The organism is Alteromonas portus (genome assembly GCF_005117025.1).
Taxonomy (GTDB): domain Bacteria; phylum Pseudomonadota; class Gammaproteobacteria; order Enterobacterales; family Alteromonadaceae; genus Alteromonas; species Alteromonas portus.
This window is the reverse complement of sequence record NZ_SWCO01000003.1, coordinates 32,165-46,095: the sequence shown is the minus strand read 5'-3', so window position 1 is coordinate 46,095 and position 13,931 is coordinate 32,165. Positions and strand designations below refer to the sequence as shown.

The 13,931-nt window shown below is 44.1% G+C and carries 11 protein-coding genes; 2 read left to right on the top strand and 9 right to left on the bottom strand.

Translation table 11 applies throughout. The features are described 5' to 3' along the window. Positions 1 to 52: 52 nt before the first annotated feature. The 6 genes from odhB to sdhC all read right to left on the bottom strand — a co-directional run bounded on the left by odhB (position 53) and on the right by sdhC (position 7,783). On the bottom strand, positions 53 to 1,564 hold the full coding sequence (gene odhB / locus E5672_RS06645) for a 2-oxoglutarate dehydrogenase complex dihydrolipoyllysine-residue succinyltransferase (RefSeq protein ID WP_136781482.1): 1,512 nt from the start codon (positions 1,562 to 1,564) through the stop codon (positions 53 to 55). A 9-nt stretch (positions 1,565 to 1,573) separates the two neighbouring features. Next, complete coding sequence (gene sucA / locus E5672_RS06640) at positions 1,574 to 4,393, bottom strand: 2-oxoglutarate dehydrogenase E1 component (protein WP_136781481.1); 2,820 nt, start codon at positions 4,391 to 4,393, stop codon at positions 1,574 to 1,576. Between the two features lie 175 nt (positions 4,394 to 4,568). Beyond that, the gene (locus E5672_RS06635; RefSeq protein WP_012518362.1) at positions 4,569 to 5,279 is read right to left on the bottom strand and encodes a succinate dehydrogenase iron-sulfur subunit; all 711 of its coding nucleotides are present in this window, start codon (positions 5,277 to 5,279) and stop codon (positions 4,569 to 4,571) included. A gap of 14 nt (positions 5,280 to 5,293) precedes the next feature. Continuing rightward, positions 5,294 to 7,066: a succinate dehydrogenase flavoprotein subunit gene (sdhA, locus tag E5672_RS06630; protein WP_136781480.1), complete on the bottom strand. Its 1,773-nt coding sequence runs from the start codon at positions 7,064 to 7,066 to the stop codon at positions 5,294 to 5,296. A 1-nt stretch (position 7,067) separates the two neighbouring features. Continuing rightward, a complete protein-coding gene (gene sdhD / locus E5672_RS06625) occupies positions 7,068 to 7,415 on the bottom strand; it encodes a succinate dehydrogenase, hydrophobic membrane anchor protein (protein WP_014949446.1) in 348 nt (115 codons plus the stop codon). Beyond that, positions 7,409 to 7,783 (bottom strand): succinate dehydrogenase, cytochrome b556 subunit, encoded by a 375-nt coding sequence (gene sdhC / locus E5672_RS06620; RefSeq protein ID WP_014998321.1) that lies wholly within the window; start codon positions 7,781 to 7,783, stop codon positions 7,409 to 7,411. The genes sdhD and sdhC overlap by 7 nt, the downstream gene beginning before the upstream one ends. Before the next feature lie 704 nt (positions 7,784 to 8,487). Here sdhC and E5672_RS06615 point away from each other — a divergent pair. Continuing rightward, on the top strand, positions 8,488 to 9,765 hold the full coding sequence (locus E5672_RS06615) for a citrate synthase (RefSeq protein ID WP_118494947.1): 1,278 nt from the start codon (positions 8,488 to 8,490) through the stop codon (positions 9,763 to 9,765). 99 nt (positions 9,766 to 9,864) lie between these two features. After that, complete coding sequence (locus E5672_RS06610; protein ID WP_136781479.1) at positions 9,865 to 10,287, top strand: DUF3429 domain-containing protein; 423 nt, start codon at positions 9,865 to 9,867, stop codon at positions 10,285 to 10,287. Between the two features lie 515 nt (positions 10,288 to 10,802). Here E5672_RS06610 and E5672_RS06605 read toward each other — a convergent pair. The 3 genes from E5672_RS06605 to E5672_RS06595 all read right to left on the bottom strand — a co-directional run bounded on the left by E5672_RS06605 (position 10,803) and on the right by E5672_RS06595 (position 13,908). After that, positions 10,803 to 12,263: a phosphohexomutase domain-containing protein gene (locus E5672_RS06605; protein WP_136781478.1), complete on the bottom strand. Its 1,461-nt coding sequence runs from the start codon at positions 12,261 to 12,263 to the stop codon at positions 10,803 to 10,805. A 196-nt stretch (positions 12,264 to 12,459) separates the two neighbouring features. Continuing rightward, entirely contained in the window at positions 12,460 to 12,963 is a 504-nt protein-coding gene (locus tag E5672_RS06600) for a GNAT family N-acetyltransferase (RefSeq protein ID WP_136781477.1), read from the bottom strand. 81 nt (positions 12,964 to 13,044) lie between these two features. Further along, positions 13,045 to 13,908, bottom strand: a complete 864-nt coding sequence (locus E5672_RS06595; protein WP_136781476.1) for a pirin family protein — start codon at positions 13,906 to 13,908, stop codon at positions 13,045 to 13,047. Positions 13,909 to 13,931 lie beyond the last annotated feature (23 nt).

Genomic DNA, 13,931 nt, shown 5'->3' with positions numbered 1-13,931 from the left:
AGCAAGCTTACACAAGCCCAGCGCCCAACCACAATTCCGTGAGACGAAAGTCTTATACGTCTAGAAGTAAACGTGTTGGATCTTCTAGCATCTCTTTAACGGTTACCAAGAAACCTACCGATTCTTTACCATCGATAATACGGTGGTCATAAGAAAGCGCTAGGTACATCATTGGTAGAATTTCTACTTTGCCATTAACAGCCATTGGGCGGTCTTGGATTTTATGCATACCCAAGATAGCGCTTTGTGGCGGGTTAATGATTGGTGTAGACATTAGTGAACCAAACACACCACCGTTGGTGATTGTGAAATTACCACCTTGTAGTTCAGCCAATGACAGCTTACCGTCACGACCTTTAAGTGCTAGTTCCTTAATTCCTTTTTCAACACCTGCCATGCCTAGTGTGTCAGTATCTTTAAGTACTGGCGTTACAAGGCCGCGTGGTGTAGAAACAGCAATCGATACGTCGAAGTAGTTGTGATAAACAATATCATCACCGTCAATAGACGCGTTAACTTCAGGGAAGCGCTTAAGTGCTTCAGTTACCGCTTTCACATAGAAAGACATGAAACCAAGGCGGATACCATGACGCTTCTCGAAGCTCTCTTGATACTGCTTACGAAGATCCATGATTGGCTTCATGTTAACTTCGTTAAACGTTGTTAGCATTGCAGTAGAGTTCTTCGCTTCAAGAAGACGATTAGCAATTGTCTTACGAAGACGTGTCATAGGAACACGCTTCTCAGTACGGTTACCTGTTGGTAAGTCTGCAACTGGTGCTTCAGCAGCTGCTGGTGAAGCCTTCGCTGAGCTATCGCCGCCCTTAAGGTACTTTTCTACGTCTTCTTTAGTGATACGGCCATTTTTACCAGTACCTTTCACTTTAGCTGCGTCTACGCCTTTTTCAGCAAGTAGACGACGTACAGACGGACTAAGCGCATCGCTGCTGTCGTCACTGTCATCGCTTTCGCTAGGTGCTGCTGGAGCAGAAGCACCGCTTGCTGCACCTTCTACAAACTTAGCAATAACTTCTTCAGCGGTTACTGTTGCACCTTCTTCTGCAATGATTTCTGCAAGAGAACCATCTGCTGGCGCTACCACTTCAAGAACAACTTTATCAGTTTCGATATCAACCAAGTTTTGGTCTCGAGAAACTGCTTCACCTACAGCTACGTGCCACGTTGCGATTGTCGCGTCAGCGACTGACTCAGGAAGCACAGGTACTTTAACATCAGATGTTTTTCCAGAAGCCGCAGGTGCAGCGTCAGATTTAGCATCGTCTTTTGCTTTGCTTTCTGATTTTGCTTCAGCTGGTGCAGCAGCACCGCCCTTTTCTAGTTTAGCAATAACTTGCTCGCCTAGAACCGTTGCACCCTCTTCGTTTAAAATCTCACCAATTGTACCGTCCGCTGGCGCCACAACTTCTAAAACCACTTTATCAGTTTCAATATCAACCAGGTTCTGGTCTCGTTTAACTGCGTCACCGGCCTTTACGTGCCAGGTTGCAATGGTGGCATCGGCAACTGACTCAGGAAGAACCGGAACTTTTATCTCAATTGTCATTACTGTTCCTTATTTAATTGTGAGTGCGTTTTCAACCAGGGCTTTCTGTTGCTGGTTGTGAACGGATACATAACCTACTGCAGGTGACGAGGATGCATCACGGCCTGCATATGTTAATTTTGCACCATCTGGAATTGCTTGCCAGAAGTGGTGTTGGCTACAGTACCAAGCGCCTTGGTTTTGAGGCTCTTCTTGACACCAAACCCAATCTTTTACGTGGCTGTATTGTGTCACAACTCTAGCGCATTCTTCTTGTGGGAATGGATAAAGTTGCTCTAAACGGATAATTGCAACGTCTGTCTGCTCATTTTTACGGCGTTGGTCTAATAAATCGTAGTAAACCTTGCCTGAACACATGACAACACGCTTTACGTTTTTCGGATCGATATCGTCAATTTCACCGATTACGTTATGGAATTTACCCTCTGCTAGTTCTTCAAGTGAAGATACCGCAAGAGGATGACGTAATAATGACTTAGGCGACATTACGATAAGTGGCTTACGCATAGGGCGCACCACCTGGCGACGAAGCATGTTGTAAACCTGTGCAGGTGTAGAAGGCACACACACTTGCCAGTTGTGATCAGCACACATTTGAAGGAAACGTTCAAGGCGTGCAGAACTATGCTCTGGCCCTTGGCCTTCATAACCATGTGGAAGTAAAACGGTTAGACCACACAAACGGCCCCACTTCGCTTCACCAGAGCTTAAGAACTGGTCAAAAACAACCTGCGCACCATTAGCGAAGTCACCAAACTGGGCTTCCCAAATAGTCAGACATGTAGGCTCTGCTGTTGCATAACCATACTCGAATGCCATCACTGCTTCTTCCGAAAGCACAGAGTCGTAAATTTCAATTTCACCCTGACCTTCGCGAATATGTTGTAGAGGCATATACGTCGATGCGTCTTTTTGATTGTGCAATACCGCGTGACGGTGGAAGAAAGTACCACGGCCAGAATCTTGACCTGTAATACGAATATCTTCACCAGCATCTACGATAGTGGCATACGCTAAGTTTTCAGCCATACCCCAATCAAGTAACTTTTCACCTGCGACCATTGCTTTACGGTCTTGGTAAAGCTTGTTTACGCGAGACTGAAGCTTGTGCTCTTCAGGAATAGTAGTGATTGACTCACCTAGCTCTTTAAGCTTCTCAACTGAAAGCGAACCATCGTAAGGCGTATCCCAGTCGTGACCAAGATATGGAGACCAATCAACGCTGTGCTCTGTCATTGGACGCCACTCTTCAACAACGCACGCGCCATGGTCGAGTGCTTCACGGTACTCTTCAACATAACGATCTGCATCACGTTGCTCTATCACACCTTCAGCAATTAACTGATCAGCATAGATTACGCGAGGAACTGGATGCTTTTTAATTTTTTGGTACATCAACGGCTGCGTAGCATTTGGCTCATCTGCTTCGTTGTGACCATGACGACGGTAACAAACTAAATCAATTACAACGTCTTTCTTAAACTTATTACGGTATTCAAGCGCAAGCTGTGTAACAAAGGCAACCGCTTCTGGATCGTCTGAGTTCACGTGGAAAATTGGCGCCTGTACCATTTTAGCGATATCAGTACAGTATTGTGTAGAACGCGTATCTTCAGTTTTAGACGTCGTGAAACCAACCTGGTTGTTTACCACGATTCGAACTGTACCACCCACAGCGAAGCCACGAGTCTGCGACATGTTGAAGGTTTCTTGAACTACACCCTGACCAGCTATTGCCGAGTCACCGTGAATAGTAATTGGCAGTACTGTATTGGTGTCGTTGTTGCGGCGAGCAAGACGTGCACGTACAGAACCCATTACTACTGGATTAACAATTTCAAGGTGAGACGGGTTAAATGCTAGTGCCAAGTGAACATTGCCACCAGGCGTTGCAAAATCTGAAGAGAAACCTGCGTGATATTTAACGTCACCTGCACCTAGTGAGTCGTCGTGCTTACCTGAAAATTCATCGAATAGAACAGAAGGGTTTTTACCCAACACGTTAACTAGTACATTCAGACGACCACGGTGAGCCATGCCGATAACCACTTCTTTGGTACCCGCAGTGCCCGCTTTGGTAATTAAACCTTTAAGCATTGGAATTAGCGCATCGCCACCTTCTAGCGAGAAACGCTTCGCGCCTGGGAATTTAGAGCCCAAGTACTTTTCCATGCCATCAGCAGCGGTTAAACCTTTTAAGATACTTAGCTTCTCATCACGTGAGATTTCAGGTTTGGCCTGTACTGATTCAATTTTTTGCTGTAACCAACGCTTTTGGTCGGTATCGGTGATATGCATATACTCAGCACCGATTGAACCGCAATACGTTCTGTTAAGCGACTTGAACAACTCACCCAATGACATAGCGTCTTTACCGATGGCATAAGAACCAACGTTAAATACTGAATCAAAATCTTGTTCAGAAAGGTTGTGGTGAGAAAGTTCTATGTCGCGAACGCGTTCTTGCTTCCATAGACCTAGCGGATCTAAGTTCGCATTTTGATGACCGCGGAAGCGGAAAGCATTGATTAACTGGAGAACTTTAACTTGCCTATCATCAGAAACATTTGCTGAAGGCACTGATGGACTAGACATACGGGCCGTTGGCCCTAACGCAGCAAGTTGCCTAAACTGATTTTTAATTGCTGTATGATTGGTTTCTAACTCTACGCCATCGACTTTGGGGAGGTTATCGAAGATTTGCCGCCAAGTTTCAGAGACACTCTGAGGGTCTTCTAAATAGGCTTCATACAACTCTTCAACATAGGCAGCGTTGGCACCTGCCATGTGCGAGGAATCCCACCACGCTTTCATCACGCTTTCTTGCATTTAATTTGCCTTGCTACGTTTTATAAAATCTAGTTAACAATCAAGATGTATTATAAGGTTATTCTCAGCATAACCAAGTGTTATAACAGTGAATATATAAAAAAATAGCCATCCTTTTGGGATGGCTATTTAGAGCATCACTATCTGTAACTAAAAAAGTTATCAGAATATAGTACTAAACAGCCCGTTGTAAAAGCATAGACTTAATTTGGCCTATTGCTTTTGTTGGGTTTAAGCCCTTAGGGCATACACTCACACAGTTCATGATACCGTGACAGCGGAATACGCTGAACGCATCATCAAGGTCGTTAAGACGCTCTTCAGTTGCCGTATCACGGCTATCGATAAGGAAACGATAAGCGTGAAGCAAACCAGCTGGACCGATGAACTTATCAGGGTTCCACCAGAACGATGGGCATGATGTTGAACAACATGCACATAGAATACACTCGTAAAGACCGTCTAGCTTCGCACGCTCTTCTGGTGACTGTAAGTGCTCGCGCGCTGGCGGCTGTTTACTGTCGTTGATTAAGAACGGCTTAATCTTTTCATACTGCGTGTAGAACTGTGTCATATCAACAACAAGGTCACGAACAACAGGTAGACCTGGAAGTGGACGAACTACTATTTTACCTTTGCCCAGTGCAGAAAGCGGTGTAATACATGCTAGGCCATTTTTGCCGTTCATGTTCACACCATCAGAACCACACACACCTTCACGGCAAGATCGACGGAAAGAAAGCGTCGGATCTTGCTCTTTAAGTGCAAGTAGCGCGTCTAGCACCATCATGTCCTGACCTTCCTCTACTTCTAGAGTGTAGTCTTGCATGCGAGGCTTCGCATCTACTTCTGGGTTGTAACGATAAATCGAAAAAGTTAATTGCATGATCGTTGCCTCTCTTAATATGAACGCACTTTAGGCGGGAATGCTTCCCTAAGCTTAGGCGCCATATTCACTTCACGTTTAAGCATTTTATCAGTGTTCGGATCGTAGATACTGTGGCATAACCAGTTATCATCGTCACGATCTGGGAAGTCGAAGCGGCTGTGCGCACCACGGCTTTCCGTTCTGAAGTTCGCTGCTACTGCTGTGCTGTACGCGGTTTCCATAAGGTTATCAAGCTCTAAACATTCAATACGCTGGGTATTGAAATCTGAACTCTTGTCGTCAAGGCGTGCATGCTTAAGACGCTCGCGAATTTCGCTAAGCTCTTTAAGACCTTCCGCCATTGCTTCACCTTCACGGAATACTGAGAAGTTAAGCTGCATGCATTTCTGCAAGTCTTTCTTAATTTGTACTGGGTCTTCGCCCTTACCTTTTTCTGAATTTTCCCAACGGTTGAAACGCGTCATAGAAGCTTCAAGATCAGACTCTGATGCATCGCGTGTTGGTGCCATTTCAGACAGTGTCTTACCAAGGTGTAAACCAGTCGCACGACCGAATACAACAAGGTCAAGTAGTGAGTTACCGCCAAGACGGTTCGCACCATGTACAGATACACAGGCAATCTCACCACATGCAAATAGACCGTTAACAACCTTATCGTTACCGTTTTCATCAACGGTTAGACATTGGCCATCAACGTTTGTAGGAATACCACCCATCATATAGTGACAAGTAGGAATTACTGGAATTGGCTCTTTCACTGGGTCAACGTGTGCAAACGTACGTGAAAGTTCTAGGATACCTGGCAGACGAGACTCAAGAACGTCTTTACCAAGGTGGTCAAGCTTAAGCTTAATGTGAGTACCCCATGGGCCTTCACAACCACGTCCTTCACGAATTTCGGTCATCATTGAACGTGCAACAACGTCACGACCAGCAAGGTCTTTTGCGTTAGGTGCATAACGTTCCATAAAACGTTCGCCGTCTTTATTTAGAAGATAACCACCTTCACCACGACAACCTTCTGTTACCAATGTCCCTGCGCCAGCAATACCTGTTGGGTGGAACTGCCACATTTCCATATCTTGAACCGCAACACCTGCACGAAGTGCCATACCAACACCGTCACCAGTATTGATGTGTGCGTTTGTAGTAGACGCGTAGATACGACCAGCACCACCTGTTGCAAGTACAACGGCGCGTGACTTGAAGTAAACCACTTCACCAGATTCAATATCAATTGCGGTACAACCAACAACGTCTCCGTCTTGGTTCTTAACTAGGTCAAGTGCATACCACTCAGAGAAAACTTTTGTTTTATTCTTTACGTTTTGCTGGTAAAGAAGGTGTAGAAGCGCGTGACCAGTACGGTCAGCTGCAGCTGCTGTACGAGCGCCCTGCTCGCCACCAAAGTTCTTAGACTGGCCACCAAAAGGACGTTGGTAGATTTTTCCGTTTTCGAAACGAGAAAACGGTAGACCCATGTTTTCCATTTCGATAATGGCTTCTGGACCAGTTTTACACATGTATTCGATAGCGTCTTGGTCACCGATGTAATCAGAACCCTTAACGGTGTCATACATGTGCCATTCCCAGTTGTCTTCGTGTGAATTACCAAGTGCTACGGTAATACCACCCTGCGCAGACACAGTGTGAGAACGGGTTGGAAATACTTTAGATAACAGTGCACATGATTTACCAGACTGCGAAATCTGTAGCGCGGCGCGCATACCTGCACCGCCGGCACCAATTACAACTGCATCAAACTCGTGAACGGGTAAACTCATTTTACACTCCCCACAATACGAATAGGCCAACAGCTACGTAGCCGAATGCGATGATATTTAAGATATATTGTAGTCCTGCGCGCAGACCTGCTGATTTAACATAGTCTGTAAGCACCTGCCAAAGGCCGATGCGCACGTGAATCATCACTGCTACTAGTGCTGCCAATGTGAAAACTTTCATAGCTAGGCCAGAGAACAATCCTCGCCATTCGATAAACGTTAGGTTATCGGTGGTAATAAAAAACCACGCCATGAAAACCGAGTACGCGAAAATAATTGCTGCTGTAGCGCGAAGTGAAACGTAGTCTTGTACGCCGTCACGCTTAATGCTTGCTTGGTTGGTTACCATAGTGCAACTCCCAATACTACGGTCAGTACAACCCAAAGTGCGATTACTGCTTTTGCACTTGTGTTACCCGACTCTAATTCTTCCCAGTGACCTAAATCCATAACAACGTGTCTTAGGCCGCCTAGAATGTGATACGTCAGCGCTGAGGCTGTGCCAATTGCGACAAATTTTCCAAGGAAACCGTCCATGATTGCTTGAACGTCCGCGAAACCTTCAGGCGAGTGAACAGAAACTGCCCATGCCCAAATAACAAAAAGTAGCGCGAAGAACATTGCAACACCGGTTACACGGTGGAGAATTGACGAAATAGCAGAGGGCGGAAATTTAATAGTATTGAGTTCTAAATTTACTGGTCTTTGCTTTTTCACAATGTATGCCTGTTTAATCCGTAGGGGATAATGAATTTCTTACCTTTATTATGTCCTGAGTAAGTGAATTCGATTTTTAACCTGTTAATTGCCTCATCCAATGAGTTGTTAACAATTTGTGAATTATTCTTTAATGCCTGTAACAGAATAAATATTCTGATTCCGAAGCACCGCTGAGTATATCCAGCGTAGTATATAATTACAATTTTTTGTGCCGTAGTAAGACTTTAGTCGCTATAAACACTTTTGTGATAATTATTTTGCTAAAAAAGAGATCAAAATTGAACGCAACTCGTTATTACAAGTGCAATTACAGTAGTTCTGAGTTTATCAGTAGCGAAATAGAATAACTATGCATATCAACAAGAAATTAAGCACTTTTAATCTGCAAGCGTAATTATTCCGCATCAAAAGGTTACTTTTTAAACGAAGCTGTTAATATATTTATGAATCGGTGGTTTACCTTTAACAAAAAGCCATTGATAATTGCACTGTATCGGGCAAAGTGATTTACCAATGAGTTAATTGAACGTTACTTAATTGCTAGCATTTTTTTAAGCAATTCAGAATATTTATTGTTCAAATATGCAATTAAATTGACTTGGTGGTGCATAATAAAGTACAAATACGCCCACTTTTCCCAACGAAGCGGATATTTTCGTCCGTTTTCGCTGCAAACAGAACCATTCTGAGGAGAGCATTTTATGGCAGATCAGAAAGCCATTCTTAAAGCCGGCGGTAAGGAAATCGAGCTTCCTATCTTGTCTGGCACCGAAGGACAAGATGTAATCGATGTCCGTACGTTAGGCCAACACGGTTATTTCACGTACGACCCAGGTTTTATGGCGACAGGATCTTGCGAGTCTTCAATTACCTACATTGATGGCGCTCAAGGTGTGTTATTACACCGCGGTTTCCCTATCGAAGAATTAGCGCGTGACGCAGACTACTTAGAAGTTTGTCACATGCTTCTTCACGGTGATGCACCAACAAAAGAACAGTACGAAGAATTCAAAGAGACGATTACTCGTCACACCATGGTACATGAACAAATTAACATGTTCTTCCACGGTTTCCGCAACGACGCGCACCCTATGGCTATGCTATGCGGTACCGTTGGCGCTATGTCTTCGTTCTATCACAGTGATTTAGACGTTTCTAATGAAGAGCAGCGCATTCGCAGTGCACATCGTCTAATCGCTAAAATGCCTACCCTTGTGGCTATGTGTTACAAATATAACATCGGTCAGCCGTTTGTTTATCCTCGTAACGATTTAAGCTATGCCGCAAACTTCTTGAACATGATGTTCTCTGTACCAGCAGAAGAATATCAAATCAGCCCAGCGGTAGAGCGCGCAATGGATCGTATCTTTACGTTGCACGCAGACCACGAACAAAACGCATCTACGTCTACTGTTCGTCTTGCTGGTTCTTCTGGTGCAAACCCGTACGCTTGTATTTCTGCTGGTGTTGCTTCACTTTGGGGTCCTGCTCACGGTGGTGCTAACGAAGCATGTCTGAACATGCTTGAAGAAATTGGTACTGTTGACCGCATTCCTGAGTTTATCGCACGCGCTAAAGACAAGAGCGACCCGTTCCGTCTTATGGGCTTCGGTCACCGCGTATACAAAAACCACGACCCGCGTGCAACGGTTATGCGTGAAAGCTGTCACGAAGTACTTAGCGAACTTAACGTTAAAGATCCACTACTAGAAGTAGCAATGGAACTTGAAAAAATTGCGTTGAGCGACCCGTACTTTGCAGAGAAGAAACTGTTCCCTAACGTAGATTTCTACTCAGGTATTGTTCTTAAGGCGATTGGTATTCCTACCAATATGTTTACGTGTATCTTCGCTCTGTCTCGCACAGTGGGTTGGATTTCACACTGGCATGAAATGATGAGCGACCCTAAACAGAAGATTGGTCGTCCTCGTCAGCTTTACACTGGTCATAACCAGCGTAAGTACACGCCGATTAAGTAATTATTCAGGTAATACTGAACTAAGAGCTACGCTTAATTGTAAAAATAGCGCCTTTATGGCGCTATTTTTGTTTATAAAAACTTAATTTAAGGAACATCAATGCCCTATTCTGCGGTTGTTTTAGGTATTGCCGGTCTCATTCCTTTTGTGGCTATGCCACTGGCGTATCAGCTTAACCTGTTATCGCTTACTCAAAGCGCCGTTTATTTTGTCCAATACTCTGCCGTGCTATTGTCTTTCTTTGGTGGCATTCATTGGTGGGATGCAATAAGTAACCAACGTTATGACAAGCAAATGGTAATCGCTATGTTGCCGACCATAATTGGGTGGTTGTGTTTAGTGTTCTCTCACGACGTGAAGGTGTTTGGCGTTTTATCGCTAAGCTACGTCGCTGTACTTATTTACGACAAGTTTATTCTTAGCCTTCCTAAAGAGCAGATTGTAAGTTACATCAGTTTGCGGATGGGATTAACAAGTGTCGTTGTTATCTGTCACGCCTGGATGATTTACTTGCTCGTCTAACGTTACTAGTAACCGCTTAGTTTTAAAGGCATGACATTAGGTAATTGCGGAAAAGTAATAGAGGCAAAAGCCTGCAGTTCTTAAGCGAGTGTCCAACTTAAGCAATAATGGTTACGCATAACCACTATATGCAGTTGAAAAATAAAGCTTTTATAGGTTTAAATCTCGAAAACAAAAAAGGCGATAATATTGCTACATTATCGCCTTCGTTTCTTACTTATCTAGGGCCTGTTGACCTTTGTTGTACATTTTTGCAGCGGCCTGTGTGCCATCTAGACAAGGCGGATGTTTGACGGTTTAGTGGTTCTAAATCGAAAACATTCAACGCAGTATAGATGGCACAAAGGCGCTGCCCGAAAGGGTCGTTATGGAAGCCTTTTACTCTTTGTCACAGTCCTTTAACTTACCCCGCTAGGCTTGCAGGACTGTTTCGCGATTAAAAGGCTTCCATTTAGACCAAAATTCGTACACCAAAGGTCAACAGGCCCTAGCGTTATTAACGAAAAGTACCGTGGTTATTCAGCGCGAATAAGGGAAAGTAGCTCTTCGGTTTTTTGTTCCATCAACGCAATGTCGCCTTTACTTTCAACATTTAAACGAATAACCGGCTCAGTATTCGATTTACGTAAATTAAAGCGCCAAGTACCAAATTCCAGACCTAAACCATCAGTAGTATCGATTACGCTGGCTAATGGCTGATATTTACTTGTAACGCGTTCGAGTGCAGCGTCAGCATCTTTTAATTTACTGTTAATTTCACCAGAAGATGGAAACGCTTCAATTCGCGCTTTTACCATGCTCGCTAGTGTTTGCTTTTTCACACACACCAATTCGGCAATTAGCAACCAAGGGATCATGCCTGAATCACAGTAGGCAAAATCTCTAAAGTAATGGTGGGCACTCATTTCACCGCCATAGACCGCATCTTCTTTGCGCATACGCTCCTTTATAAACGCATGTCCGGTTTTCGACTTAATAGGTGTGCCACCTGCGTTCGCTACGATATCTTCTGTATTCCAGTATACGCGAGGGTCATAAATGATTTTACTGTCGGTGTTTTTCTCGATAAAGGCTTCAGCAAGCAAGCCAACGATATAATATCCTTCAATAAATTCACCATCAGCGTCAAACAGGAAGCAACGGTCGAAATCACCATCCCATGCAATGCCAAAATCAGCGCCTGACGCTTTAACGGCATCGGCCGTGTCAGCACGGTTTTCAGGTAACAATGGATTGGGGATGCCGTTTGGAAATGTACCATCAGCATTGTGATGTACTTTTACGAACTCTATCGGAACACCCTGCGCTTTCATTTCTTGTTCAATGGCGTCAAGTGCAGGGCCTGCTGCACCATTACCAGCGTTAACCACCACTTTTAACGGTGTAAAATTACTTAAATTCACATAAGACAGCATGTGAGAAACATAGTCAGACATACACGATTTAACCGCATATTTATCGGTTTCAGAAAGCTTGTCTTCTTTTACATGGGCCGTACCGTTAAAAAACTTATCAGCATCAATCAACGCCCCCTCGGTATAGTGTGCTAATCGCTCTGACACGAAACTATCTTCTAGTGCTTCCGCTTTCTCTTTTATCGCGTTTAGGCCTGTGTCGCCACTAATTGGAACTGAACCCGCCTTAACCAATTTCATGCCGTTGTAGTTAATGGGGTTATGGCTTGCTGTTACTTCAATACCACCATCAACGCCAAGGTGTTTGGTTGCGAAGTAAATTTCTTCTGTTCCTGCCATGCCGATATCAGTCACTGTTGCACCAGCGTCGATAAGTCCTGCACTTAACGCTAATTTTAATGGTGTGGACGTAAGACGCACATCACTACCAACAACGACAGTCTTTGCATTTAATTCTTGCGCAAAAGCATAGCCAATTCGATACGCTACATCTTCAGTTAGCTGTGAGTTTAATTCGCCACGAATATCGTATGCTTTAAAGCAGGTAATTGGGGTTGCCATTTGGATCGAATTTCCCTGTGTTTTAACTATTTATGATTACATTACCCTCTTTTACGACTTAAAAGCGCATATCGCACCTTTGCTACTGCCGTAAAGAGAGTTTAGACATTCCGATATTAAATCATTTGAGAGAGTGAATTACTAATTCAATTTAAACAACCCGGCGTGTGGCTAATCCGGTGTTTAATCAATGAGTTTACAGTGCGAGTTCGAAGTAGACACTGTTGTGGAGTGTGCCTTGGTGTTGATACTTCTGGCGAAAGCACAGCGTAGGATTAAAACCACTCTTGATAAGGACTTTTTCAGAAGCGGGGTTGTTGTCCATCACTTCGGCAGTAAGCATTGTAATACCCATGCTTTTTGCCTCATTAATTAAAAATGAAACGCAACGAGAAGCAATGCCTTTTCCACATTCTTCCTCCGCTACTCGATAACCAATTTCTGCTTTATGGCCTTCTCTGTTTTTAATATTTGCTCGCGCTACAATTTGGTTATTTTGTTGCTCATCAACAAGCACATATCCCCAGGCTCTTTTCTGCTGTTGAAGGTAAAGCAATTCGCTAACGTGGTAGCCAACGCCGTCCAATGAATAAAACCCAGCGTCTCTTGGTGCAATAGACATTTCAAAATAAGCTTTATTACTACGCTCAAAGTCTAAAAGTGATAGCACGTGTTTTTCGGCGACGCTTTCAAAATACATTAGCAGTGTTGCTCCGTACAAAACCCAACGAAAGATTTTTGATTAAAAACTCAGCTGAATAAAGACAAAACGTCCTAATCGCTATTTCGCTAACGCGCCGCTTTGGTAATCATTAAATGCCTGAATAATTTCCTGCTGAGTATTCATTACAAAAGGTCCATATTGGACCACGGGCTCGTTAATAGGTTTACCTGAGACTACAATAAACTTGCAACCCGTATCAGCGGATACAGATAGCTGCTTTCCTTTTTGAGACAATACGCCCAACTCTCCCTGCGACATAATTGTTTCTTTGCTCCGTTCGCCGCTATTAATGACCACGCTTCCCTCGTACACATAAATAAAGGCAGCTTCACCCGCACTTAGTGCAATTACCGAACTCCCGCTTCCTAGTGCAACATCTAAAAAAGTAGGAGCAACCGCCGTTGTCTTCACGGGCCCTTTCACACCATCAATTTCACCTGCTAGTACTTTCACTTCAGCATCTTGAATGTATACCGTAGGCACACTATTTGGCTGTATGTCTTGATAGTTCGGCGCTGACATTTTCTCCGCAGCGGGAAGGTTCACCCACAGCTGAAAGCCTTGCAAAAGACCTTCTTCCTGCTCTGGCATTTCTTCATGTATGATGCCTCGGCCCGCATTCATCCATTGAATGCCACCAGCATCAATAACCCCCTCATTGCCCACAGAGTCTTTATGGCGCATTTTACCTGCGAGCATATAAGTAACAGTCTGAAAGCCGCGGTGAGGATGTGGTGGAAAACCAGCGATGTACTCACCTGGATTATCTGAACCAAAAAAATCCAACATTAAAAAGGGATCGAGGCGAGGTAGATCAGGTTGTCCGATAATACGAGTAAGCGATACGCCCGCGCCATCGCTTGTTGGCATGCCTGTAACCACTTTCTCTATCGATTTTTGTTCACTCACTTCCACTGACATAATGTGTATCTACCTTAAATCTT